This window comes from Paenarthrobacter sp. YAF11_1, from assembly GCF_052113445.1.
GTDB lineage: Bacteria > Actinomycetota > Actinomycetes > Actinomycetales > Micrococcaceae > Arthrobacter.
In genome coordinates, this window is record NZ_JBFRDF010000002.1 from 94,423 (window position 1) to 119,079 (window position 24,657).

Genomic DNA, 24,657 nt, shown 5'->3' on the forward strand with positions numbered 1-24,657 from the left:
TCAGCAATTTCTGCCCGCTTCCGGCGGGCATAGGGAAGGGTTCCGGGCCATTGGCCTGGAACCCTTCCTTTGTCGTTTGGCCGCTACCTTACGGCGTGGCTACCCCAAACGTGTCGCACTTGTTGATGTCGCCCGTGGTGTAGCCCTGATAGAACCATTTCTGCCGCTGCTCGCTGGAGCCGTGAGTCCATGACTCAGGAGAGACGCGGCCCGTAGCCGCCTCCTGGATGCGGTCATCGCCGACCGCGGAAGCAGCAGAGAGCGCATCCTGCAGATCCTGCTCGGTCAGGGGATCAAGGAAGGGTTTGCCGCTGGCATCCGTTTGCGTCGTTGCGTGCCTGACCCACAATCCCGCATAGCAGTCAGCCTGCAGTTCCACCCTGACGGCGCCCGACTGCGGACCTTGGGGATCCTGCTGTGCCTGGTCCAGGTTTCCGATGACATTTTGGACATGGTGTCCGAACTCGTGGGCCACGACATACTCCTGTGCCAGCGGTCCTCCGGAGGAACCAAAGCGGGTCACCAGTTCGTCGAAAAAGCCAGGGTCGAAATATGCGGTGGTGTCTGCGGGGCAATAGAACGGACCCACGGCGCTGGTAGCTGCACCGCAGCCGGTGTTGGTGGCCTCACTGAAGATGACGGTCTTGGGCCGTGGGTACTGGACGTTGTAGTCGGCAAGGTAGCCAGGCCAGAAAGCGTTCAGGCTGTTCACCGTTCCGGTGATCCGGCAGTCCAACCGTTTGTCCGCGTCAGCGCCTGTCTGGCATTCCTGGACACCTCCGGCGCCGCCACTTTCGACGGCGGGCGGCTGGGTTCCGCTGCCTGTCAGGTCACCCAGGATGTTGGGGTTTATGCCGAAGAGAGCCAGCAGCAGCACCACAATCCCGCCGCCAATGCCACCGCCGATCTTGGTCCCGCGGCCCATTCCACTGCCACGTCGGTCCTCCACTTGGGAGGGGTCAAGCTGTGCGCCGTCATTGAAACTCATACAGTCAGAATAGACGTCACTATTGGTGCCCGGGGCCTGACACTGCCGTAAAATTGTGTGGATGCCTTTCCTGGACAAACTTCAGCTCTGGGCCGATGAGCGCCCCCACGACACCGCGGTCGTTGTGGGCAGCAGCCGGCTCACCTGGGCGGGACTCCGCGACGCCGCAGCAGCGCTGCTGGGCGATGCGACCACTACTGCTGTTCTCGCCGAGCCCAACTCCGTTCGCTTTGTGGAGCGCTACACGGCAGCGGTGGCGGGGGAGCGGCGCTGCGCCGTGCTAGACCCCGAATGGCCGCTTCCGATGATCGAAGAAGTCACGTCGCGCATCGGCGGGACCACCAAACCCGTCGAGACCGGCTTATCGGACGGGGACCCGTCCAGTACCTTCCTCATCGGCCTTACTTCGGGCACTACCTCCGTCCCCAAAGCCTTCACCAGGTCCCGCCGCTCCTGGCAAATGTCCTTCGAGGCATCCATCGAGTTCTTCGGCCTCGCACAGGACGACCGCACACTTGCGCCCGGCCCTCTGTCAGCCAGCCTGAATCTGTACGCGCTCTCGGAGTGCCTGTACGCGGGTGCCGCGTTTCACACTCTCGAATCCTTCGACGTGGGGGACGCCCACTCAGCCATCAGTCACGACGGCATCACGCGACTGGTCCTCGCGCCCACTGCGCTGCGGTTGCTCAGCGAACGGGGATTGGCAGGAGACGTTGACGCTTCAGGAATCCGCAGCATCATCTGTGCCGGTTCCAAGTTGGACGCCCGAACCTTGGAGGCGGTCCGGCGGTGGGCGCCCCGAGCGGCCATCTACGAGTATTACGGCGCTTCCGAACTGAGCTTTGTTTCCGGCACCCGCCTGGCTGCGGGAGAACCGATGGACGCCGGTGGTACCGGCATTGGCTCGCCTTTCCCGGGTGTGGAACTGAACATCCTCGACGACGCCGGGAAGCCACTGCCGGACGGCGGGCACGGCAATATCAGCGTTCGCAGCGGAATGGTCAGCAACGGCTACCTGTGGGGAGACGATGGACAGGCCCTGAGATGCCTCGACGGCTGGTACACCGTAGGGGATCAGGGTTTCCTCGAGAAGGGCACCCTGCACATCCTTGGCCGGCGCTCGGACATGATCATCACTTCGGGAAAGAACGTCTACCCGCATGAGGTGGAGCTCGCCGTCGCCTCGGTGCCCGGCGTGGATGGCGCTGTTGCGGCCGGAGCGCCGGACGATATCCGTGGCCAAAAGGTGATCGCCGGCGTCGTGCCTGCCTGCGGTGCGGTCACAGCCACCCAACTCCGCACCGGACTGGATGGTCTGCTGGCACGGGACAAGTGGCCGCTTCAGTACTACTTGTTGGCGGAGTTGCCCCTGACCGACCGGGGCAAAGTCAGCAGAAAAGTGCTCCTGGACTGGATCAAAAACCATGACCCGCGGGCGCAGCTTCTTGGATAGCGGCGACGACTCCGCCAGAGAACCCGACGAGTCCCGGCAACCCGTCATTATCGCCGCGCTTCGATCTCCGATTTGCCGGGCCAACGGCCAGCTCAAGCATCTCCGTGCCCCGGACCTCCTAGCACCCGTGCTGGCTTCCCTCGTGGAAACAGCAGGCGTGGACCCGGCGGACGTGGACGACGTCATCGTGGGCAACGCCGTGGGCGGCGGCGGGAACGTGGCCCGGTTCGCAGCCCTTCAGGCCGGCCTGCCCATCAGCGTGCCCGGGATCACCGTTGACCGGCAATGCGGCTCAGGCCTGGATGCCATTGCGCTGGCGTCCCGCCTCGTGGCGGCCGGCGGTGATCCGCTGTTTCTGGCGGGCGGCGTTGAAAGCATCAGTACCGCCCCGGCAAGGGCCAACAGGAACGACGACGGCGAACTCGATTTCTACTCCCGGGCCAGCTTTGTGCCGCCGGAGTTTGGCGACCCTGACATGGGTGTTGCCGCCGAGAACGTTGCCCGCGAATTCGGCGTGACACGTCTGAGTCAAGACGAGTATGCGCTCCGGAGCCATCGCCGTGCCGTTGAAGCGGCCAGGACAGGCTCTTTCTTGGGGGAAATCGTTCCCTTGAAGTGGGACGAAAAGACGGTGGATTCCGACGACGGCCCCCGGGCGACCTTGCGGGCACCGTTGATGGCCAGATTCCCTGCAGCATTCGTGTCCGGCGGAACGGTCACGGCAGCGAACTCCTGCTTCGACGCGGACGCAGCATCCGCCGTCGTCATCACGTCACTGAAGCGTGCCCGCACCATGGGGGCCACCGACGGATTGTTGGTGCTGGGGTGCGATACCACCGGCATTGATCCGGAACTCCTGGGTATCGGAGCAGCCTACGCGGCCAAACAGCTCCTGGATCGCCACGGAGTGGCCGCAGATGAAATTGATCTGATGGAGTTCAACGAGGCGTTCGCTTCCCAAACCATCGCATGCCTGGAGTATTTGGGCGTAGATCCTCAGAAGGCAAACCTTGATGGCGGAGCACTTGCTTTAGGCCATGGCTACGGAGCCTCGGGAGCGGTCCTGGTGACGCGGCTGATGGCCCAAGCACGCCGCAGTTGCTCACAGCAGGGCGAGTTCCCGCTGGCGTTGGCAATGATCAGTATTGCAGGGGGCATGGGAACCGCCGCTCTCCTGCAGTACGCCAGGCTCTAGGCCTCCTTCGGGTTTAGTCGCGCTCCGGTTCGCCCAGCCCGCGGGCTGCCAAAGCGTCACCGGTTTGGCGCGCGTACGCAACAGTGGTGATGAAGACGGGCAGAACCAGTGCACGAGGATTGCGTTCAAGCCCCCGCGCCCGCGCTGAGTCCCGCACGTCAGAGAAGGCACCGGCAATAAAGGGAATGCTCCTGAGCATCACCGCGATGGTCAACGCAAAACGTTCAGGGTCGGCACCGAAACGCCGGAACGGTTTAGCCAGTGCCACCACACCGTCCAGCAGTTCCTGCACGGGGGTAGTTGCGGTCAGGACAGAAGCTGCCACCACACACACGAGCACGTTCAACACGATGCGCGCCGCGGTGGGCCCGCCGAGTTGCCACCACTGGAAGAGCCCAATGACCAGCAGGATGGGAGCCACCAACCAGATGGCCCGCAGAAGGCGGCGGAAGCCGGCTCCAGTCAGCATGAAAAGCCCGCACATGACGGCGAAGATCACCAAGGACACAGCCCAGTCCACAATGAGGAAGGACGCCGCTCCGCAGGCCGCTACCACCAAAAACTTCAGCCACAGGGGCGTGCGGTGGATGATCGAATTTCCGCGAACATAGTTCGCAATTAGGAAGCCGTGCCCTCTCACCTGGACACATCACCCAAGCGGGCGCCGGGCAGGGGAGCCGCACATAGCTCACGATAGCGGGCGACGCCTTCGGCAGCACCACCGTCGAACACAATGCGTCCGGACTCCACCACCAACACCCGGTCCATGTCCAGCGCCAGGTCGAGATCATGCGTTGACATGATCACTTGTTGATCCAGGCCGGCCACCGTATGCCGCAAGAGTTCTCGGTTCCGGAGGTCCAGGAGGGTGGACGGTTCGTCGAGCACCAGCACCGTGGGATCGACGGCCAGGACTGCGGCAAGGGCCAGCAACTGCCGTTCACCACCGGACAGTTCGTAAATGCTCTGATCGGCCAAGTGCAGCAGCCCAAAACGATCCAGGACTGTTTCTGCCCGGGCCGCCCGCTCTTTGGAGTTCTTGATGGAACGGCGTAAAGAAAGCTCCACGTCTTCGCGCCCTGTGGGCATCACCAGTTGGGACAAAGGATCGGTAAAAACAAAACCGACGTTGGCCCGGACACGGCGCACGGCGGCAACAGTGTCATCGCCGTTAACCTCCACGCTGCCTTCGGACGGTTCAACCAAGCCATTCATGAGCCGTAGCAGGGTGGACTTCCCGGATCCGTTGGCACCGATCACTCCGATCCGGCGTTCGGTCAGTTCAAGGGAAAAATCGTGCAGCAGGGTCTTGGGCGTGTCGCTGCCATCGACGGCGACACGCACCGAAACCCTGCTGAAACTGATGGAATTCATGGAGTGATTGTTCCCGCTTTACTTGACCCGGCGTACCAGGACATCCGGGAAGGCCTTGTGGATTGCCATGGCGATGATGACGGCCAGGACGTTCTTAATGATATCTCCGGGGACAAAGGGAAGGTCGGCGAGGAAGGCTTTGGCGAAGTCCAACCTGGCGTTGACCATCATGCCCACCACGCCCAGCCCATGGATGATGACGATGCTGCTCACCATGGTGGCGGCAAACAACCAGAGGGCCCGGAACTTGACTGTCCGGCGGATGACGATGGCCGCGAGGTAGCCGGTGGCTGCTGCAGCCAAAGGGAACGCAACGATGTAGCCTGCGGAGGGAGTCGCCAGGATACCCAATCCGCTGCGGCCGCCGCTGAAGATCGGCAGCCCCGCCAAACCCAGCAGCACATAAAGCCCGACGGCGGCAAAGCCGCGCCCGGCGCCCAGCACCAATCCGCTGAGCATCACTGTCAGGGTCACCAGAGTGATGGGCACGCCAAGGGCGCCTACCGGGATGCCGGGAACGATCGCGGAGACTGCCACGAGGGCCGCGAAAACCGCAATGAGCCCGAGGTCGGTGGCCGTCCACCGTTTACGGGACGTTGGCTTGTGCTGCACAGCGGCAGAGTTGGTCTGGCTCATGACGGGTCCAATCAGGTGTGGTGCGATGCGATGAATGTGGAGCTTTCTTCCCCTGTTCCTGAGAATACGGATGCAGCGGACGTGGAATTTTGGAGCCTTCCCACAAAGCCGGCCCGGAATTGTTTGGCCGTTGGCACAGTTTCCCCCGTCGGGGCCCGATGTCACCCCGCGGCCAGGGTACCGGTAGACTTGAACAGGCTGTTCTCACAGCCGCATCCCGCCGCACTTATCGGACCCACCGGTCCCCGCGAGCGTTCCCCATTGAAAGGCATCACCCGAATTGATTACCGTCCAGGACCTCGAACTCCGCGCCGGCGCACGCCTGCTCATGGACCAGGTCAACTTCAGGGTGGACAAAGGGGACAAGATTGGACTCGTCGGACGTAACGGTGCCGGCAAGACCACCCTCACCCGGGTCCTCGCCGGCGAAGGCCTTCCCGCAGGCGGCAAGGTCACCCGCACCGGTGAAATCGGCTACCTTCCGCAGGACCCGCGGACCCCGGACATGGAGCAGCTCGCCCGCGACCGCATCCTCTCCGCGCGTGGCCTGGACGTCGTGGTAGGCAAGCTCAAAAAAGCCCACGATGACATGGCCAGCGACGACGCATCCGTCCAGCGCAAAGCCATGAACCGCTACGACCGACTGGAAGCTGAATTCCTGGCCGGTGGCGGCTATGCGGCCGAAGCTGAAGCCGCCGCGATCTCCTCCAACCTCGCACTGCCGGACCGACTCCTCAACCAGCCGCTGAAGACTCTTTCCGGTGGCCAGCGCCGCCGCGTGGAATTGGCGCGCATCCTGTACTCCGACGCCGAGACCTTGCTCCTCGACGAACCGACCAACCACCTCGATGCCGACTCCATCACGTGGCTGCGCGACTTCCTGAAGAACCACCAGGGTGGCCTGATCGTGATCAGCCACGACACCGAACTGCTGGAAGCAACGGTCAACAAGGTGTATCTGCTGGATGCCAACCGCGCCCAGATCGATTACTACAACATGGACTGGAAGCGCTACCAGCTCCAGCGCGAAACGGACGAGCGCGCAAGGAAGCGCGAACGTGCCAACGCTGAGAAGAAGGCCCAGGTCCTGATCGACCAGGCCAACAAAATGCGTGCCAAGGCCACCAAGGCTGTCGCTGCCCAAAACATGGCCAAGCGTGCTGAGCGGCTTTTGAGCGGGTTGGAGGCTGTACGCGAGAACGACCGCGTGGCCGCACTGCGCTTCCCGGATCCCTCTCCCTGCGGCAAGACTCCGCTCACCGCGGAAGGCCTCAGCAAGTCTTACGGTTCGCTGGAAATCTTCACGGACGTGGACCTCGCCATCGACCGCGGTTCCAAGGTAGTCATCCTTGGTCTCAACGGTGCCGGCAAGACTACCCTGCTGCGCATGCTGGCAGGCGTCGACAAACCGGATACGGGCGACATCATTCCCGGCCATGGCCTCAAAGTGGGCTACTACGCCCAGGAACATGAGACGCTCGACGTCGATCGCACCGTCCTGGAAAATATGCGCTCATCCGCGCCGGACATGAAGGATGCCGAAGTCCGCGGCATCCTTGGTTCGTTCCTTTTCTCCGGCGACGACGTCGATAAGCCCGCAGGCGTTCTCTCCGGTGGTGAGAAGACCCGCTTGGCCCTCGCCACCATCGTGGCTTCCAGCGCCAACGTTCTCCTCCTCGACGAGCCCACCAACAACCTGGACCCCGCCAGCCGCGCGGAGATCCTGGGCGCACTCAAGAACTACAGCGGCGCCGTCGTCATGGTCAGCCACGACGAAGGCGCTGTGTCCGCACTGAACCCGGAGCGTGTTGTGCTGCTTCCGGATGGCGTGGAGGACCACTGGAACGAGGACTACCTGGACCTGATTACGCTGGCATAGGCCTGCTTGGCGGTCCGCTGCGCGGCGCGTGTGGTTGGGTTCCGCTGCGCGGCGCGCTTGATGTGCCGCGTGCTCGCTCGTTCCTCGCTTAGACGCACGCTACGCACATCAACCCCTCCACTCCGCTGGTGGCCAAGTCACCCCATGCGATTTATCGAACCTGCAGGGGTTCCGCGCTCGTGATTCGTGCCAGTTCTTCGTAGCCGATGGAGAACATGGAGTTGTGGTCTCCTGCTCCGGCCCAGAGGACAGCATGTTCGTGAAGTGAGGTGTCCAAGATGGTTCTTAGTTTCTTGGGATGGCCCACTGGCGCCACTCCGCCTACTTCCTGGCCGGTGTGCTCCAGCACGAATTCCGGCTTGGCACGGCGGATCTTTCCGGTCCCAAGCTGCTTAGCCACCAGTGCCGTATCAACTTTGGCTGCTCCACTGGCAAGGATGAGGAACGGTGCGCCGTCCAGCTCGAAGATCAGGCTGTTGGTGATTGCAGCGACGGCACATCCCAGCACGGCAGCAGCGGCGGCCGCCGTCGGGACCTTGTCCTCGAAGATCCGAACCGTGTCCTGGGCTCCGGCCGCTGCCAGGGCTGACTTTACGTTGAGTACGGGTTCCGGAATCACTCAGTAGCCTTGGGCATCCAGGATGGCGTCTTCCTCTTCTTCGGACGTAGCGCGCTTGCTCTTCCGGGGAGCCGGAGTACGCTTCTTCGGCGTGCCACCGGCGGCGATGATCTGCTCATCCTCTTCCTCTTCGGCGTCGATGGCCGCGTTGCGGGCCTGTTGCCGTGCTGCGTAGCCGAACCCGATGAACATCAGGACACCGAACGCAAACCACTGCAGGGAGTAGGAAAGGTGCGTCCCCTCTTCGGTTGCCGGTTTAGGGAAGGGCGTGGGCATCGGTTGAACTGCAGGATCTTCACTGGCCAGCTGCCCGTAGGCCCCGGTGGCGATGGGGTAGGGGAGCTCGCCGGCGAAACTGGCCAGGTCTATCGAGGCCAGCTGCCCGTCCACCGCTCCACGGTCCAACTTGGGTTCAGCGGGTTTGAGGCGCGCCACCACGGTAACCTGGCCCGTTGGTGGGGCCGGTACAACATCGGGACGGCCGGGAGTGTTGTTGCCGATGGGCAGCCAACCACGGTCAATCACCACCGCTTCGCCGGTGGTGAGCCGGAAGGGAACCACGACGTCGTAACCTGGCTGGCCGTTGAGCGGGCGGTTTCGGACGACCCGCTGGCCGTCCGGGTCGTAGCTGCCGCGCAGCTGGACCTGGGTCCATTCCCGTTCAGGATCCAGGGTGTTGAACTGGTCCTTGATTTCCGCGTAAGGGATAGGCGTGGCCGAGTAGTTGCTCACCACGCGATTGATTTCCGCCAAAGTCTCAGCGCGGCGGTCCATCTGCCAGCGGCCCAGGAAAACACATGCGGTGGCAAAAATGACAGCCAGGACAAAGTACCCCAGCCACTTGCTGGAGAAGAGGAAGCGGTACATTCAGCCGGCCTCGTTCGCTGCAGCTTCGCCCGCTGTGAAGGCGAGGGTTTCTTTCCACAGGCCCCGGGTGGTCAGGTATTCCTCCAACCACTCCCGGTGGTCTCCGCAGGAAAGCCATACCTTGCGCCGTTCCGGAGTGTGGATACGCGGGTTGTTCCATAGGAGTTGCCACTGGGCACCGGTCCGGCACCCCTTCCGGGAGCACACCGCCGGAGCCGTGGCGCGTTCGGAGTCCTGGCCGGCCGCATCCGCGCCGCCAAGGTTGAAGATGTTCATGAAGCCGCCCGTTCGTCGCCGGGGTATCCGGCCTCGCTTGCAGGTCCCGTTGTAGGACCGCCTGGATTGCTGGTTGGTTCGTCGTCCACCAGCTCGCCTTGGAGCACCGTGGGTCCATCGGCAGGTGCTTCTTCCGGCTGGGAGGAGCGCTCGATTTCGGGGACAGCCACGTAGTCCAGCAATGACTCGCTGTGGTCCTCCGCCTTGTCATTCCCGTTGGCGATGACAACGGCGATCCAAGGGAGGAAAACTGCGCCGGCGATCGCAATGATCTTGAACCATCCATCAACCACGAAAATGAGGACGATACAGACCATTCGGATCCCCATGGCCACCGCGTACTTGATCATGCGCTCCCGCATGTCCTCGGAGTGAGCGGCGGCGGCGTCCGTGATGCTGTGGACCTCGGGGTCGCCGGAAAAAGCGTCCGGTTCCCCGGGCACTTGCTGCAGGGGACTGTTTTCTCGTGTCACAACTGAATCATCACGCTCCAAAGGCCTATCCCAATTCTCTCACCAAGGCCCTAACCGCCCAAACCGCGCAGGTGGGTGGTTACCCACGGGTTGGGATGGGCGGCAGATAAGATCGTCACAGGAAAATCCCCCTTCAATGCGGCACTTCGATGCCGCGGAACCTGGAGCCACAGCATGTCTGAAGCAGTCACAACCGGCCGCAGCGTCTTGATCACCGGCGGCAACCGCGGCATTGGCCTGGCCATTGCAGAATCGTTCCTTGCCAACGGCGACAAGGTGGCGGTGACCTACCGAAGTGAAACAAAGCTGCCCGAAGGCATCCTGGGCGTTAAGGCCGATGTCACGGATGAGGCCTCCGTTGACGCTGCTTTCAAGATTGTCGAAGAAGCCCATGGACCCGTTGAAGTCTTGGTTGCCAATGCCGGCATCACCAAGGACACGCTCCTGCTCCGCATGAGCGAAGACGACTTCACCTCGGTCCTTGATACCAACCTCACCGGCGCATTTCGTGTGATAAAGCGGGCGTCCAAAGGAATGATCCGGCTCCGTAAGGGCCGCGTGGTCCTCATTTCATCCGTCTCCGGCCTCTACGGCGCACCCGGCCAGATCAACTATTCCGCTTCCAAGGCCGGCATGGTCGGCATCGCACGGTCCCTGACCCGTGAGCTCGGCAGCCGGGGCATCACGGCCAACGTGGTGGCGCCCGGCTTCATCAACACTGACATGACGGCCGAATTGCCCGAAGACACCCAGAAGGCCTACCTGGCCAACGTTCCTGCAGGTCGTTTTGCCGAGGCCTCCGAGGTAGCTGACGTGGTGCGCTGGGTTGCCAGCGACGAAGCCGCCTACATCTCAGGGGCTGTGATCCCGGTAGATGGTGGCCTGGGTATGGGCCACTAGCCTGAAGAGCGGTTTTTTGTCCGGGGCCCACAAGCGATTTCGTCCTTGCCGCTGGCATGATGGAAGGCGAGGCCCACGGAATTTGGATGAAGTGAACAAAAGGAGCATGAATGGGAACGCTGGATAACAAGACCGCCATCGTCACGGGATCTTCCCGTGGAATTGGCGCCGAAGTTGCCAAGATCCTCGCAGGCGAGGGTGCCGCCGTCGTCGTCAACTACCGGCAAAAGGCGCCCCGCGCCAATAAGGTAGTGGCCGGCATCCAGGAAGCAGGTGGCCGTGCGGCTGCCGTGGGCGCAGACCTCACCACCGATGAAGGCGTTCACGCCCTCGCCAGCAAAGCCATGGAGGAGTTCGGATCCCTTGACGTCTTGGTGCTGAACGCTTCAGGCGGCATGGAATCGGGCATGGAAGAGGGATACGCCCTCAAGCTCAACCGCGATGCCCAGGTCAACATGCTCAACGCGGCCGTTCCGCTCATGCCTGAGGGTTCGCGCGTCGTTTTCGTGACCAGCCACCAGGCGCATTTCGTGGAGACTGTTCCCACAATGCCGGAGTACGAGCCCGTCGCGAAGAGCAAGCGCGCCGGGGAGGACGCCCTGCGTGAACTGATTCCCCACCTCGCGGAGAAGGGAATCTCGCTGGTGGTGGTCTCCGGTGACATGATCGAGGGCACAGTGACCGCCACCCTGCTGGATCGGTCCAACCCGGGAGCCATCGAAGCGCGCCGTGCCGAGGCAGGCAAGCTTTACTCCGTGGAGGAGTTCGCTGCCGAGGTTGCCAAGATGGCCACTGCGGACGTCGAATCCGGACACACGGAATATGTTGGCGGTGCCGACTACTTCGGCAAGACCGCCGAGTGATCAGTACCCCATAGCTGTGGCCCGGAACGTTGTTTCCGGGCCACAGTTGTTTAAGCCCCAGCCGTATAAGGCCACAGTGCCGGATTAAACTCCCACGCGTTGAGTACCAGTTTGATAAATAATGCAGATTCTTGCGTCACGAAATGGCAATGATTGTTTTGCAAAATTGGCTTTGCATTATGTGAATCCTTCTGGTTGACTCTCCAAGGCAGCCTCGCACGTAGTTGTCAGCACGTTGCATAAACCACAATGGGCGGGTTTATGCATGCCTTAGGAGCTTCTTTGGACCTGTTATTACATGCTGATGATATTCACGCATCATACGATCAACGGCGCATCCTCAAGGGTGTTGGGCTTTCGTTGCATCGCGGCGAAATCCTGGGATTGATTGGAACCAACGGCGCCGGCAAGACCACCCTGATGGGCGTCCTGGCCGGATCCCTCAAGCACGACCATGGGCGAATCACCCTGGCCGGTGAAAAATACATGCCGGATTCCATCGCAGAAGCACAGGCCTGCGGAGTGGGACTGATTCCCCAGAACTTCCACATAGACCCGGCGCTGACCATCACCGAGGCCATCTTTCGCGGGACCTTCCAGTCGGGCCGGACACACGGGGAACTCCGAGATCAAGCGGGCAAGCTGATCCGGGACATCGGCATCAGCATGGACCCTGACGCGAAGGTCGGAACGCTGATTCGAGCCGAACAGGCCCTGGTGGAGGTCCTCCGAATGGTGGCTGAGGAAGCCCAACTGGTGATCATGGACGAAGTGGCAGCGTCACTTCCGGACCACGATGTCGCGGTTTTGCATCAGGTGCTGAGAATGCTGACACGGCAGGGCCGGGCCATCATTTACATTACCCATCGCCTTGATGAGGTCCGTTCCATAGCCCACCGCATCGCCGTCATGCGGGACGGCAAGGTGCACAAGATCGTGGAGGCCAGCCAAACCGACGTCGATGAACTTGCCTTCCTCCTGCTGCAGCAGGAACTGGAGCCGACTTCCCGGCCCTCCGGCCCGGCGCCCGGGGGAGAGGCCCTGCGGATCTCCAACCTCAGCGTGGAGGAAAAGGTCCGTGACGTGAGCTTTAGCGTGGCCAAAGGCGAAATCTTCGGCCTGGTCGGAACCCATAGATCCGGCGTCTATCAACTCATAGCAGCACTGGCGGGCATCCATCCCTCCACCTCTGGAACGATCTCCCTGAACGGTAGCCACGTCCAGATCCGCGGGCCCCAGGATGCGCAGCGGTTGAAGATCGGCTACTCGCCGGATGCCGATACCTTAGTGCCCGGGACCAGCATTGCGGAGGGGCTTCACCAAGGTGCCGGGGCGGGCGCTGAAAGCCTGCGGGATGAGATCACCCACCTCAGGGGTGTGGCTGATGTAGTGCACCGTATGCGCATCAATACCACCAACATCCAAGGCGACCTCTCCACGCTTTCCGGAGGCGACCGCCAGAAGGTGGAACTGGCCCGATGGATCTCCACCGACTGTGACGTCCTGATCCTGAGTCACCCCAGCCGCGGGATTGACATTGGGGCAAAAGAAATCGTCTACAAGATGCTGACGCAGCTCAGCAAAACCGGTGTGGCCATCATTCTCCTGTCCTCAGACCTCTCCGAGATGGTCAACTGGTGCCACCGGATTGGCGTCATGAGGGACGGGGAACTTGTCACCATCGATGCCAATGCCAACACCAATGAGGATGTCCTTGTGCACCACATGCTGGGGGTTAAGTTTGAAGCGGGCGGCAGCGAGGCCCGCCGCGTGAAGGTTTGATATATCCTGCTTGACCGACGAATGCTTGACCGACGAATGAGGGGCGGCTGCGATACTCGCGGCCGCCCCTCATTCGTTAACGCCCTGGGATCAGATGGCCACGGCCTTGGCGATGTTGTTGAGCTTGTGGCGTGCCAGCGCCAGGTTCGCATAGTTCCGGTCCAGCACCAGGTACACAAAGAGCCCCTTGGACCCCGCCGAATTCAGGACATTGATCAGGTGGTACTGCGTATCCAGGGTGATGAGGACGTCCTCAATGGTGCCGTCCAGTCCGAGGTCCGCCATGGTCCGGAGCTTGGAACTGACAACATTGGAGTTTCCAGCAGCGGCGACTCCGAGGTCGAAGCCTGGGTTGCCGCCCTGCGCCAGTGCCATTCCGCTGGTGTAGTCGACAATGGCCGCACCTGTGGCGCCTTCAATGGAGAGCAGTTGTTTCGTAGCTTCATCAAGTGAGCTCATGATCAGTTCTTCCTGTTCTGTGGTTTCATCACTGGCAGCCATGAAATAGACGGACGGAATTTCCGGGTGGGACGTCATGCCGGGTCCGGAGTCCCATTGGTTGGGAACCATTCCCGTTGCCACCGCGTCAGGGTGCCGTTCACGAATGATCTCGTGGAGAGGTGTTGGAAGGGGTTCAAATCCTTCGCTGCGTTTCCACCATTTCCACGTACGCTCCGAACGGTTCACTTACTGACCCTGCACTTCCGTCATTCAGACTGCCGCATGTTCCACGGATTTCTTCATCGAGTTTTTCACTCTACACATCAATTACCGGCAAACGGAATGAATGTACATTTGCCATGGAATCCACGGCAAAGAATGCGCAATTAATGACGATTCGATAAATTATTTGAATATCCGCGTCACGAAATCTACATTGTTGTTTCACGCCACAGGCCGAAGAACAGCGCAGAGTGAGTGCAGTACTTTTTGGGCGCGCAAAAGCTGCCCGCTGCTATGTGCGGGCCGCCGGGGGTCACGGCCGGCGGGGGGCAAAGCAGGAATCAGACGTTGGCGATATGCCGGACGGCGTCAAGGTAGGGCATGTTGATTGCAGCATCCGCCACCGCACGAACAGCCGGCTTGGCATTGAACGCAATACCAATTCCTGCCGCACTGAGCATGTCCAGGTCATTGGCACCGTCGCCTACGGCGATGGTGTGCTCAAGACTGATGCCCTCCGCCGCTGCCCACTCACGCAAGTACTTTTCTTTGGCCGCCCGGTCGATCACAGCGCCAAGCACCTTGCCCGTCAACACGCCGTCGACGATTTCGAGCTCATTGGCGATCCAATAGTCCAGCCCAAGGTCCGCGGCAATGGGACGAAGGATCTGGTTGAAGCCGCCTGACACCACCGCCACAACGTGGCCTTCTTCCTTGAAGGCGGACACGAGTTCTGCAGCACCAAGGCTGAGGCGCACCTCTTGCCGGACTGACTCGACGACCGCCACGGGCAACCCTGCGAGCACGGCAACCCGGGCATGGAGACTCTGGGCGAAGTCCAACTCACCGCGCATGGCGGCCTCGGTGACAGCGGCGACTTCCTCGCGCTTGCCTGCGTGGGCTGCCAGCAATTCAATGACTTCCTGCTGGATGAGCGTGGAATCGACATCCATGATGAGGAGCTTCCGGGGCGCCTGGCGCAGGCCTTCGGGAACAATGGCTGTATCAATACCCTCACTGGCTATCGCAGCAACGTGTCGCCGCACTGTTTCAAGATCCGCCAAGGTCTCCGCACCCGCGGCAAGACCGGCAGTCATGACACTGAAGCGGTGGTCGCCACCCTGTGATTCCGACGACACTTCGACGCCGGCGTCAGCAAGTACCTTCCGAAGCTTAACGAGGGATGAGGGGGACAAATTCACGCCATAGCTGACCGCAGCCAAGTTCGAAGTCATGGCCCCAATCCTACTGAGGGCAGCGTATCCACCCGAATTCGTTTCGGCTGGCAAACACCGCGAAGTGACCGGTTATCAGTCATATGCATTTTTGTCCTAGTGTCTACTGCTATGAGTGATGTTCTGGAATTGGCTTCCGTCAGCGTTGTCCGAGGCAAGAAAACCCTGCTGGACAAGGTTGACTGGCAGGTCAACGAAGGGGAACGCTGGGTCATCCTGGGACCGAACGGCGCCGGCAAGACCACCCTTCTCCAAATTGCTGCGGCCCGGCTCCACCCCAGCAGCGGAAAAGCCGGGATCCTGGACGAGGTCCTGGGCCGCGTTGACGTCTTCGAACTCCGCCCCCGGATCGGACTCTCTTCTGCTGCGCTTGCTACCCAGATTCCCGAGCACGAGAACGTCCTGAACGTGGTGGTCACCGCCGCCTACGGTGTCACCGGCCGGTGGCGTGAAGGCTACGAGCGCGACGACGAACGACGCGCCTTTGGGCTCCTGAACGACTGGGGGATGGGCCCGCTGCTCAACCGGACCTTTGCCACGTTGTCCGAAGGGGAGCGCAAGCGTGTTCAGATTGCCCGCGCCCTCATGACGGACCCCGAACTGTTGCTCCTGGATGAGCCGGCAGCGGGTCTGGACCTCGGCGGCCGGGAGGAACTGGTGCACAAACTCGGCGAGCTCGCCAGCGATGAAGCGGCACCCGCGATGGTCCTGGTCACCCACCACCTCGAAGAAGTTCCGCCTGGTTTCACCCATGCCATGCTGCTCCGCGAAGGTGGAGTGGTTGCTGCGGGCCCCATCAAGGAAGTGCTCACCGACGAGCACCTCAGCAGCACGTTCGGCCTGCCCTTGGACGTATCAGAAAACGCCGGGCGCTACACCGCTACTGCCCGTCGCTAAGCCGGAAGCATATAGTCAACAGTGGACATTCTTAGTAGCATCCTGGTCTTTTTCGCGGGCCTGTGGGCCGGCACCATCAACGCGGTGGTCGGTTCCGGCACTCTCGTAACCTTCCCCGTGCTCATCGCCATTGGCATCACTCCCGTAGTTGCGTCCATGAGCAATGCGATGGGCCTCGTGGCAGGTACAGCGGCGGGGGCGTGGGGTTACCGCCGCGAATTGGCGGGCAGGGGGCGGCAGTTGATGAAATTGCTGCCGGCCTCGCTGCTGGGCGGCATCACCGGCGCGTGGCTTCTGCTGCACCTGCCGGAGAAAGTGTTCCACTACGTTGCCCCAGTCCTGCTGGTGGTGGCACTGCTCATGGTGGTGTTCCAGCCCAAGCTGCAGGCGTGGGTGCGCAGCCGGGAAGAGAACCCCGAGCACGCCATCCGGGACCGCAGCCACGGCATCCTCCTGGTCGCGCTCGTCTACCTCGCAGGCGTTTACGGTGGCTATTTCGTAGCAGCCCAGGGGATCTTGTTGGTAGGCATCCTCGGTGTGTTCATGGCGGGAACCATGCAAAACGCCAATGCCATGAAGAACTTCCTGGTACTGGGCGTGAACATGGTGGCAGCCATCTCATACCTGATCTTTGCCTTCGACCGCATCAACTGGCTTGTGGTCCTGCTCATTGCTGTCAGCTCAACCATCGGCGGTCTTGTGGGCTCGAGGGTTGGCCGAAAGCTTTCGCCGCGAATCCTCAGGGCGGTCATTTTCACCCTGGGCATCGTGGCCCTTGGCTTCATGATCGCCAACCTGCTGAAATAATCTCCCGGTGACCTTTCACTATCTCGAGTCCGCAGACGATCCCCGTGTGGCGGACTACACCACGCTCACCGATGTGCATCTGCGAAAGCTGCGCGAGCCCGAGGAAGGCATGTACATCGCGGAATCGTCCCGGGTGCTGCGGCGGGCGCTGGCCGCGGGACACCAGCCACGGTCCTTCTTCCTGGCCGAGAAATGGCTGGAGGATCTGGACGACGTTTTCCAGGCTTTTCCTGACGTTCCGGTCTTCATTGGCAAGGCTTCCCTGCTCGAGGAGATCACGGGGTTCCATCTGCACCGCGGCGCCATGGCGGCGATGCACCGGCCCGCGCCCGTTCCGCTGGAAGAGCTCCTGGCGAACGCGCGGCGCGTGGCCGTGCTCGAGGACATCGTTGACCACACCAATGTGGGAGCCATCTTCAGGTCCGCTGCTGCCCTTGGGGTTGACGCCGTCCTGGTCTCTCCACGCTGTGGAGATCCCCTCTACAGGCGCAGTGTCCGGGTCAGCATGGGCACGGTCTTCCAGGTTCCCTGGGCGCGCCTGGAAAGTTGGCCCGGGGACCTGGAGCGGCTCAAGGAGCAAGGCTTCACCGTGGCGGCAATGGAGTTGACCGAGGACGCGTTGGATCTGGACGATCTTGCGGCAAAGCAGTATCCCAAACTGGCCTTGGTACTCGGTACAGAGGGTCCCGGCATGAGCCAGGACACGTTGGCCGCGGCTGACCTCGCGGTCAAGATCCCCATGCGTGCCGGCGTTGACTCACTCAACGTCGCCGCTGCCTCGGCGGTGGCCTTCTGGGAGCTCCGCCCACGGGACTGATCGCGGTTCGTCTGGCGGCACGCTTTCCGCTATGATTGGTTGTTGGCCCGGCAGCTGGATTATTTATCCTGCAACAACCGGACCACCTCCATTCATACCTGGCAGCTGGCAAAATCCAGTTGCGTGAACAAAAGGTCCCATTATGAAGTCTGATATCCACCCGAAGTACGAAGCTGTTGTTTTCAACGACCTGGCTTCCGGTACGCAGTTCCTGACCAAGTCCACCGTGTCTTCCTCGAAGACCATCGAGTGGGAAGACGGAAACACCTACCCGGTTATCGACGTCGAAATCTCTTCGGAGTCCCACCCGTTCTACACGGGCAAGCAGCGCATCATGGACTCCGCTGGCCGCGTCGAGCGCTTCAACGCCCGCTTCAAGGGCTTCGGCGGCACGAAGTAACCCACTTCACCCCAAGGCTTTCACAGCCCGCATTGCCGGATCCCCGGCAATGCGGGCTTTTGCGTTTTCCGGCAAGATGGAAAGCATGACTTCCAGCGCTGAGCAGCAACCCACCATCAACGACGCCGATAACCGCCTTCACGGCGAATATAAAGTACCCGGCGGCAAACTGGTGGTAGTTGACCTGGACGTCGTGGCAGGGAGGTTCGCCAACGTCTCCCTGAGCGGTGACTTTTTCCTGGAACCGGACGAGGCCCTGCAGGCCATCAATACGGCTCTCACCGGACTTCCGGACAATGCAACGGCAGCAGATATCGCTGCAGCCGTCACCGCGGGGCTGCCCAGGGATGCCGTACTGTTCGGGTTCTCCGCGGAAGCCGTAGCTGTCACCGTCCGCCGCGCGCTGGCCAAAGCCACAAGCTGGGCCGACCACCAGTGGGAAGTCATCCCACCGTCGGTCCTGCCCACCCAGGTGAACGTCGCCCTGGACGAGGTCCTCACAGAGGAGGTAGGTGCCGGACTGCGCAATCCCACGCTGCGCTTCTGGGATTGGGAGGAGCCATCCGTGGTGATCGGCAGCTTCCAGTCGGTGCGGAACGAGGTGGACCCGGACGGAGTAGCCCGCCACGGCATAACGGTGGTGCGGCGCATCAGCGGTGGCGGGGCCATGTTCATGGAGGCCGGCAATTGCATCACCTATTCCCTCTACCTGCCCCAGACCTTGGTGGACGGCATCAGTTTTGCCGACTCCTACGCGTTCCTGGATGCCTGGGTAATGGCAGCCTTGGAGAAACTGGGCATCACTGCTTTCTACGTTCCCCTCAATGACATCGCTACCGAACAAGGCAAGATCGGAGGCGCAGCACAGAAGCGCCTCGCGAACGGTGGCATGCTCCACCACGTCACCATGAGCTACGACATCGATGCCGAAAAGATGGTGGATGTCCTTCGCATCGGCAAGGAAAAGCTCTCGGACAAGGGGACACGCAGCGCCAAGAAGCGTGTTGATCCGCTTCGACGCCAAACGGGGCTGGCCCGCGCGGCCATCCTCGGGGCCATGCAGGAGGTCTTCGTGGAACGTTATGGCGCTGAGGAGTCCCGCCTCACCGAGGCCGAGCTCGGTGAGGCGAGGAAACGCGTAGAGACGAAGTTCGGCACCGACGAATGGTTGAACCGGGTTCCGTAGCCTGCCGGCGGGAACTACACCCCTGCAGCTTGTGCCGTGAGCGCCCGCACCAAGTGGCTTCGCTGCTCTATGACGATCCGGCGCAGTGCTCGGGGAGCGCCGGTGTGCGTCGTCAGCCAATCATCTGTCCGCACCAGGACCGCGTGCTCCGAAGGCTGCATGCCTTCGGCCAGGTCCTGGGCGCCCGGGAACAAGCCGCGCACGATCCTTCCGGCAATTTCGATGCTGCGTTCTGCCCATACCTGCTCGAGGCAGTCGAAATAGCGTTCCACATACGGTTCCAGCAGGAACCCCGGCGCCGTGGCGAATCCGGTGATTGTTGCGCTCAGGATCTCGTTGGACAGCCCAGCGCTGTTAACCGTGGAATCCCAAGCAGCTGACTTGACTGCGGCATCCGGCACGGCGGCCGATGCCAGGGCGTGGCCCTCCCTGCCTGACGCTGTCTTATCGGCCTGCAGTTCGCGGTCCAATTCGGCGCGTGACGCCTGCCCCTGGGCAGAGAGGGCCTGCCAGAAGCTCCACCGCAGTTCTGCGTCGACTGCAAGTCCGTCAATGACGGTGCTGCCTTCCAGGATTCCACGCAGCAAGGGAAGTTCACTGTCCCCATGCCGGGACACGTCCGCCAAGGTCCTGGCCCACGCCAGCTGATGATCGGAGCCGGGGGCCGCTGCTTTCATCCTGGCCGCAACTACTGCGAGGAAGTCTTTGCGTACCCCTTCACGGGCTGCCGCCGGAACGTATCGTTCAATGGCGCCGGAGGCATTGCCGAGCACGTTCAACAGGACCCCGATGCCGGTCTCCGAGGACGCGAACTGCTCCACTGCGGCCACGTAGCGCACGGCAGGCGTCACACCGTCACGGGCAGAATCCCACAATGCGGTCCAACACAGGGCGCGGGCCATGGGATCGGTGATTTTATGGAGCGAGGTCCGGACAGTGTGTTCGGAACCCGGATCCAGTCGGACCTTGGCATAGCTCAGGTCATCGTCGTTCACCAGCAGCAAGGCAGGACGGCGCTTACCGTTCAGTTGGGGCACCAACGTACTGGGCCCCGCCACATCCACCTCATGGCTCTCTGACCGGACGAGCAGGCCCGAAGCGTCAGCGTCGTACAGACCCAGACGCAGCCGATGGGGCCGGAGTTCCTGATGACCCGTGATGGGGTCGATGGCGTCCTGCCGAAGCGTCACGGCGCCAAAGACGCCGCCGTCGTCCACTATTTCTGCCGAGATGGTGGAGATTCCGGACGTCTGAAGCCATTGACGGGCCCAGTCCCCAAGGTCCCTTCCTGAAGCGGTGCTGAGTGCACTGAGGAGATCCTGGAGGGACGTGTTGCCGAACGCATGGTCCCGGAAATACTGACGGGAGCCGGCAATGAAAGCATCAAAGCCGACGTAGGCCACCAGTTGCTTCAGGACCGAGGCACCCTTGGCGTAGGTGATCCCATCAAAGTTCTGCTTGGCTGCTTCCAGGTCCGGGATGTCGGCCACAATCGGGTGCGTGGTGGGCAGTTGGTCCTGGACATAGGCCCATGCTTTGCGTTTGTTGGCGAAGTTCACCCATGCGGTGTCCCAATCGGTGGCACGGTCCACGCCAAGTGTCCCCATGTAGTCGGCGAACGATTCCTTGAGCCAGAGGTCGTCCCACCAGTTCATGGTCACGAGGTCGCCGAACCACATGTGCGCCATCTCATGCATCAAGGTGTTGGCGCGGGCCTGGTACTGGGCATCGGTGGCGCGGGAGGCGTAGACATACTTTTCCGTGAAAGTGACCAGCCCGGGGTTTTCCATGGCTCCGAGGTTGTATTCGGGCACGAAGGCCTGATCATACTTACCCCACGGGTAGGGGTAGTCGAAGAGCTCGTTGAAGAAGGCCAGCCCGCTCTTGGTCAACCGGAACAGTTCGTCGGCATCGAAGGACTCCGCCAACGAGGCCCGGCAGTAAAGTGCCAGCGGCACGTCAAGGCGGGTGTCGCCGTCGAACGTTGTTCCCCAGTGATCTGTTGCCTTGAAGTAGGGCCCCGCGAGCACGGTGGTGATGTACGTGGACATGCGTTGGGTTGTGGCGAAATCCCAGCGCGCGGCGCGGGTGTCAACATCCTCCGGTGTCCGCAGTTCCTCAACTCCGTTGGACGCGACTTCCCAGCCGGCCGGAGCGATCACGTGAAAGGTAAACCTGGCTTTGAGGTCCGGCTGTTCGAAGTTGGCGAAGACGCGGCGGCTGTCCGCCGGTTCGTACTGGGTGTAGAGGTAGCACTGGCCGTCGGCTGGATCAACAAAGCGGTGCATGCCCTCGCCGGAGCGGCTGTAGAGGCCCCTGCCGGTCACGGTGACCGTGTTGTCGGCCGCCAGTCCGTCAAGGATGATCCTGTCGCGATCCACCACCGATCCGACGTCCAACGCCTGGCCGTTCAGCACCACCGACTGCACACCACCATGGATGAAATCCAGGAAGGTGGCAGAGCCCGGCTCGGCGGAAAAAGTGATGGTGCTGGTACTCGGGTAACCGGAAACGGCGGGATCTTCCGCGTCTCGGACATCGAGGGTGACGTCGTAGCTGTGGGTGGTGATCAGGGCTGAACGGGTAGCGGCTTCATCGCGCGATAGATTGTGATTCGACACACAGCTATCTAATCATGATCAAGGCGGCGCCCAGGCCCAGCGATGCGATGAGCAGCCAGGAGCCCAAGGCCACCAGAGCAGCACGCCCTCCCGTGTGGATCAGGGTCCGCATGCGTACGGCCGAGCCCAGCCCGAACAGCGCCGTCGCCAGCAGAATGTCCTGAACCGCTGCCGCGACCTCCAAGGCTACCGGCGGTGCCCATCCCAAAGACCGGACGGCTACCAACGCAAGGAAGCCCACCACGAACATAGGGACAATCGGCGGGAAACTTCTTTCCGTTCCGGCCGCTCCATTGGCGCGTTCCCGGACATCGAGGACCCGCTGATGAAGGCCCGCCGTGGCTGCTATCGGTGCCAACAGGACAACCCTCGTCAATTTCACGATGACGGCGATCGCCAGCGCCGAGGTCCCGGCGGTTTGGGCGGTGGCCACCACCTGGCCCACATCATGGACGGAGGCGCCTGTCCATGCACCGAACTGCGCCGGACTGAGGCCCAAGGGGTGCATGAGCAGGGGAAGCACCCCAATGGCCAAGGTGCCGCAGAGGGTTACCAGCGCTACTGGCAGGACCGTGTCCTGGTGCTTGATCCGCCGGACTGCGGCCATGGCCCCGATCGCCGAAGCGCCGCAAATGGAAAAGCCTGTGGCGATCAACAAGGCCGCTTCGCGGGGGAGACGCAACAAACGGGCCAAGCCATACGTCCCGGCGAAGCTCACCAATACCACCCCGGCGATCAGCAACAGTGCCACCCACCCGAGTCCGAGGACATCACCCATGCTCACTTTGAGTCCCAGCAGGACAATGCCCGCACGCATGAGGTGCTTCCCCGCGAAGTCGAGCCCCGGGCGGGCGCGCCCCGCCGTCAGGACAGCCGTGCCCGGTATATTTGCTGAGAGCAAGCCCAACGCAACAGCAAGCGTCATGGCAGGAACCGCCGGAAACACGGCGTGAATTGCGAAGGCAAGGCCCGTAGCGGCGATGCTCAGGACCAACCCGGGCCCCAGCCGGGACAGCTGGGGCGCAAGACTGTTGAAGGGCATGCCTCAACCCTGCCGGATGGGGGCATGGAAAGGCGAACCGGGGGCATCCGGAAACCGCGACACAATCAGTGCGTAATGCGCTCGACTCAAAAAGGTGATTGTCTAATTCACATGTCTGACCTATTCCAGGATTACTCCGAGGCCGCTGCGCGCAGCGGCGCCTATGACGAGATGTTTGCTCCCGGCCACGTTGCCAGAAAATCCTACGGTCAGGTTTCCGGCGCCTTGCGGGAGCTGTCCCTGGCCGACGTGACAGCCCGGGCCGACTCCATGGCGCGCACGTTCCTGGACCGCGGTGTCACCTTTGACTACGCGGGGGAGGAGCGCCCATTCCCGCTGGACATCGTTCCCCGCGTTATCCCTGCTGACGAATGGAATGTCCTGGAACGCGGGGTAGCCCAGCGGGTCAAAGCACTGGAGGCTTTCCTCAACGACGTCTACGGACGCATGGCGGTAGTCACCGATGGCGTGATCCCCCGGCAGCTCGTCACCACCAGCGCCCACTTCCACCGGGCAGTCCATGGATTCGAACCATCCGGCGGTGTGCGCGTCCATGTGTCGGGCATCGACGTCGTCCGTGATGCTGCCGGGACCTTCCGGGTGCTTGAGGACAACGTCCGCGTTCCCTCCGGCGTCAGCTATGTTCTGGAGAATCGCCGGGCCATGGCCAAGGGCCTTCCAGAGGCTTTCGGCCAGCAACACATCCGTCCCGTGGAGGAGTATCCCCGACGACTTCTCTCCGCACTCCGTAAGACAGCGCCGGCGGGCGTGGACGACCCCACGGTGGTTGTCCTGACGCCGGGCGTGTTCAACAGCGCCTACTTCGAGCACACGCTCCTTGCCGGACTCATGGGTGTGGAACTGGTGGAAGGCCGCGACCTCATTTGCCGCGGCAACCGCGTCTACATGCGGACCACTGCGGGCGAACAGCGCGTGGACGTCATCTACAAGCGCATCGATGACGACTTCCTTGATCCGCTCCAGTTCCGTTCCGATTCCATGCTGGGTTGCCCGGGCCTGGTCAATGCCGCACGTGCCGGGGGAGTGACCATAGCCAACGCCGTGGGCAACGGCGTAGCTGATGACAAGCTCGTGTACAGTTACGTGCCTGACCTGATCCGGTACTACCTTCACGAAGAGCCGATCATCGCCAACGTCGACACTTTCCGGCTTGAGGAAAAGGAGGCCAGGGAGCATGTGCTGGACCGCCTTGAAGAACTGGTGGTGAAGCCCGTGGACGGCTCAGGCGGCAAGGGACTTGTCATTGGACCTGATGCCACGAAGGACGAGCTCGATGCCCTGCGCAAGCGGGTTATTGCCGATCCCCGCGGATGGATCGCGCAGCCCGTCCTCCAGTTGTCAACCGTGCCGACGCTCTCCGGGGACAAATTTGGACCCCGCCACGTGGACCTCCGGCCGTTCGCAGTCAACGACGGCGACGACGTCTGGGTCCTGCCCGGCGGACTCACCAGAGTTGCACTCAAGGAAGGTTCCTTGATAGTGAACTCCAGCCAGGGCGGCGGTTCCAAGGACACCTGGGTGCTGGCCGACTCGCCGAAGCTCCCCGCTGAGGTCATCCCGCGCCAGTCCGTCACCGTCCGTGAACAGGTATCCGTGTGGCCCGTGGAAAGCAACTGGCGTGACCGCCAAACGGAGCAGCAACAGTGACCCCGCTCCATACCCA

Annotated in this window: 24 protein-coding genes; 12 read left to right on the plus strand and 12 right to left on the minus strand. The window is 62.1% G+C overall.

Annotated features, from left to right (window positions below; all coding sequences use genetic code 11):
- Positions 1-88: 88 nt before the first annotated feature.
- The gene (gene ypfJ / locus AB4Y77_RS04515; protein ID WP_442013095.1) at positions 89-988 is read right to left on the minus strand and encodes a KPN_02809 family neutral zinc metallopeptidase; all 900 of its coding nucleotides are present in this window, start codon (positions 986-988) and stop codon (positions 89-91) included.
- A gap of 61 nt (positions 989-1,049) precedes the next feature.
- Here ypfJ and AB4Y77_RS04520 point away from each other — a divergent pair, with 61 nt between their 5' ends.
- Together AB4Y77_RS04520 and AB4Y77_RS04525 are read left to right on the plus strand one after the other, a co-directional pair.
- Positions 1,050-2,441 carry a class I adenylate-forming enzyme family protein gene (locus AB4Y77_RS04520; protein ID WP_442013096.1) on the plus strand — a complete coding sequence of 464 codons (1,392 nt, stop codon included), beginning with the start codon at positions 1,050-1,052 and terminating at the stop codon, positions 2,439-2,441.
- Positions 2,413-3,636, plus strand: coding sequence for a thiolase family protein (locus tag AB4Y77_RS04525; RefSeq protein WP_442013097.1), 1,224 nt, complete (start codon positions 2,413-2,415; stop codon positions 3,634-3,636). The genes AB4Y77_RS04520 and AB4Y77_RS04525 overlap by 29 nt, the downstream gene beginning before the upstream one ends.
- 13 nt (positions 3,637-3,649) lie before the next feature.
- On the opposite strand, the gene AB4Y77_RS04530 is transcribed toward AB4Y77_RS04525, so the two are convergent.
- Genes AB4Y77_RS04530 through AB4Y77_RS04540 form a run of 3 tightly spaced genes read right to left on the minus strand, consistent with a single transcriptional unit; the run spans position 3,650 to position 5,646 of the window.
- Positions 3,650-4,276: an energy-coupling factor transporter transmembrane component T family protein gene (locus AB4Y77_RS04530; protein ID WP_442013098.1), complete on the minus strand. Its 627-nt coding sequence runs from the start codon at positions 4,274-4,276 to the stop codon at positions 3,650-3,652.
- On the minus strand, positions 4,273-5,010 hold the full coding sequence (locus AB4Y77_RS04535; RefSeq protein WP_311213310.1) for an energy-coupling factor ABC transporter ATP-binding protein: 738 nt from the start codon (positions 5,008-5,010) through the stop codon (positions 4,273-4,275). Before AB4Y77_RS04535 ends, AB4Y77_RS04530 begins: the two co-directional genes overlap by 4 nt.
- Before the next feature lie 18 nt (positions 5,011-5,028).
- Entirely contained in the window at positions 5,029-5,646 is a 618-nt protein-coding gene (locus AB4Y77_RS04540; protein WP_311213311.1) for a biotin transporter BioY, read from the minus strand.
- 280 nt (positions 5,647-5,926) lie between these two features.
- On the opposite strand from AB4Y77_RS04540, the gene AB4Y77_RS04545 reads away from it, so the two are divergent.
- A complete protein-coding gene (locus AB4Y77_RS04545) occupies positions 5,927-7,525 on the plus strand; it encodes an ABC-F family ATP-binding cassette domain-containing protein (RefSeq protein ID WP_311213312.1) in 1,599 nt (532 codons plus the stop codon).
- Between the two features lie 151 nt (positions 7,526-7,676).
- Here AB4Y77_RS04545 and AB4Y77_RS04550 read toward each other — a convergent pair whose 3' ends face one another.
- From AB4Y77_RS04550 to AB4Y77_RS04565, 4 genes are read right to left on the minus strand one after another with little or no spacing between them, the layout of a single operon-like run.
- On the minus strand, positions 7,677-8,144 hold the full coding sequence (locus AB4Y77_RS04550) for a YbaK/EbsC family protein (protein WP_311213313.1): 468 nt from the start codon (positions 8,142-8,144) through the stop codon (positions 7,677-7,679).
- Positions 8,145-9,011 carry an SURF1 family cytochrome oxidase biogenesis protein gene (locus AB4Y77_RS04555; protein WP_311213314.1) on the minus strand — a complete coding sequence of 289 codons (867 nt, stop codon included), beginning with the start codon at positions 9,009-9,011 and terminating at the stop codon, positions 8,145-8,147.
- Positions 9,012-9,287 (minus strand): hypothetical protein, encoded by a 276-nt coding sequence (locus AB4Y77_RS04560; RefSeq protein WP_311213315.1) that lies wholly within the window; start codon positions 9,285-9,287, stop codon positions 9,012-9,014.
- On the minus strand, positions 9,284-9,781 hold the full coding sequence (locus tag AB4Y77_RS04565) for a DUF3099 domain-containing protein (protein WP_311213316.1): 498 nt from the start codon (positions 9,779-9,781) through the stop codon (positions 9,284-9,286). Before AB4Y77_RS04565 ends, AB4Y77_RS04560 begins: the two co-directional genes overlap by 4 nt.
- A 153-nt stretch (positions 9,782-9,934) precedes the next feature.
- On the opposite strand from AB4Y77_RS04565, the gene AB4Y77_RS04570 reads away from it, so the two are divergent.
- The 3 genes from AB4Y77_RS04570 (at position 9,935) to AB4Y77_RS04580 (ending at position 13,305) form a co-directional block, all read left to right on the plus strand.
- Positions 9,935-10,660 (plus strand): beta-ketoacyl-ACP reductase, encoded by a 726-nt coding sequence (locus AB4Y77_RS04570; RefSeq protein ID WP_311213317.1) that lies wholly within the window; start codon positions 9,935-9,937, stop codon positions 10,658-10,660.
- 110 nt (positions 10,661-10,770) lie between these two features.
- On the plus strand, positions 10,771-11,523 hold the full coding sequence (locus tag AB4Y77_RS04575) for an SDR family oxidoreductase (RefSeq protein ID WP_311213318.1): 753 nt from the start codon (positions 10,771-10,773) through the stop codon (positions 11,521-11,523).
- 261 nt (positions 11,524-11,784) lie between these two features.
- A complete protein-coding gene (locus AB4Y77_RS04580) occupies positions 11,785-13,305 on the plus strand; it encodes a sugar ABC transporter ATP-binding protein (RefSeq protein WP_442013099.1) in 1,521 nt (506 codons plus the stop codon).
- 90 nt (positions 13,306-13,395) lie between these two features.
- On the opposite strand, the gene AB4Y77_RS04585 is transcribed toward AB4Y77_RS04580, so the two are convergent.
- Together AB4Y77_RS04585 and serB are read right to left on the minus strand one after the other, a co-directional pair.
- The gene (locus AB4Y77_RS04585) at positions 13,396-13,992 is read right to left on the minus strand and encodes a hypothetical protein (RefSeq protein ID WP_311213320.1); all 597 of its coding nucleotides are present in this window, start codon (positions 13,990-13,992) and stop codon (positions 13,396-13,398) included.
- A 317-nt stretch (positions 13,993-14,309) separates the two neighbouring features.
- Complete coding sequence (gene serB, locus AB4Y77_RS04590) at positions 14,310-15,203, minus strand: phosphoserine phosphatase SerB (RefSeq protein ID WP_311213321.1); 894 nt, start codon at positions 15,201-15,203, stop codon at positions 14,310-14,312.
- Between the two features lie 111 nt (positions 15,204-15,314).
- Between serB and AB4Y77_RS04595 the strand changes: the two genes are divergently transcribed.
- From AB4Y77_RS04595 to AB4Y77_RS04615, 5 genes are all read left to right on the plus strand, one after another.
- Entirely contained in the window at positions 15,315-16,100 is a 786-nt protein-coding gene (locus tag AB4Y77_RS04595; protein WP_311213322.1) for an ABC transporter ATP-binding protein, read from the plus strand.
- 21 nt (positions 16,101-16,121) lie between these two features.
- Positions 16,122-16,907, plus strand: coding sequence for a sulfite exporter TauE/SafE family protein (locus AB4Y77_RS04600; RefSeq protein ID WP_311213323.1), 786 nt, complete (start codon positions 16,122-16,124; stop codon positions 16,905-16,907).
- A gap of 7 nt (positions 16,908-16,914) precedes the next feature.
- Positions 16,915-17,724, plus strand: coding sequence for a TrmH family RNA methyltransferase (locus AB4Y77_RS04605; protein WP_311213324.1), 810 nt, complete (start codon positions 16,915-16,917; stop codon positions 17,722-17,724).
- A 142-nt stretch (positions 17,725-17,866) separates the two neighbouring features.
- The gene (locus tag AB4Y77_RS04610) at positions 17,867-18,124 is read left to right on the plus strand and encodes a type B 50S ribosomal protein L31 (protein ID WP_089595095.1); all 258 of its coding nucleotides are present in this window, start codon (positions 17,867-17,869) and stop codon (positions 18,122-18,124) included.
- 76 nt (positions 18,125-18,200) lie between these two features.
- Entirely contained in the window at positions 18,201-19,310 is a 1,110-nt protein-coding gene (locus tag AB4Y77_RS04615) for a lipoate--protein ligase family protein (RefSeq protein WP_396136292.1), read from the plus strand.
- 14 nt (positions 19,311-19,324) lie between these two features.
- Here AB4Y77_RS04615 and pepN read toward each other — a convergent pair whose 3' ends face one another.
- Both pepN and AB4Y77_RS04625 read right to left on the minus strand, forming a co-directional pair.
- The gene (gene pepN / locus AB4Y77_RS04620) at positions 19,325-21,931 is read right to left on the minus strand and encodes an aminopeptidase N (RefSeq protein ID WP_442013100.1); all 2,607 of its coding nucleotides are present in this window, start codon (positions 21,929-21,931) and stop codon (positions 19,325-19,327) included.
- 4 nt (positions 21,932-21,935) lie between these two features.
- The gene (locus AB4Y77_RS04625) at positions 21,936-22,973 is read right to left on the minus strand and encodes a YeiH family protein (RefSeq protein WP_442013101.1); all 1,038 of its coding nucleotides are present in this window, start codon (positions 22,971-22,973) and stop codon (positions 21,936-21,938) included.
- Positions 22,974-23,084: 111 nt separating this feature from the next.
- Here AB4Y77_RS04625 and AB4Y77_RS04630 point away from each other — a divergent pair, with 111 nt between their 5' ends.
- Complete coding sequence (locus AB4Y77_RS04630) at positions 23,085-24,641, plus strand: circularly permuted type 2 ATP-grasp protein (RefSeq protein ID WP_311213328.1); 1,557 nt, start codon at positions 23,085-23,087, stop codon at positions 24,639-24,641.
- Positions 24,642-24,657: the final 16 nt, after the last annotated feature.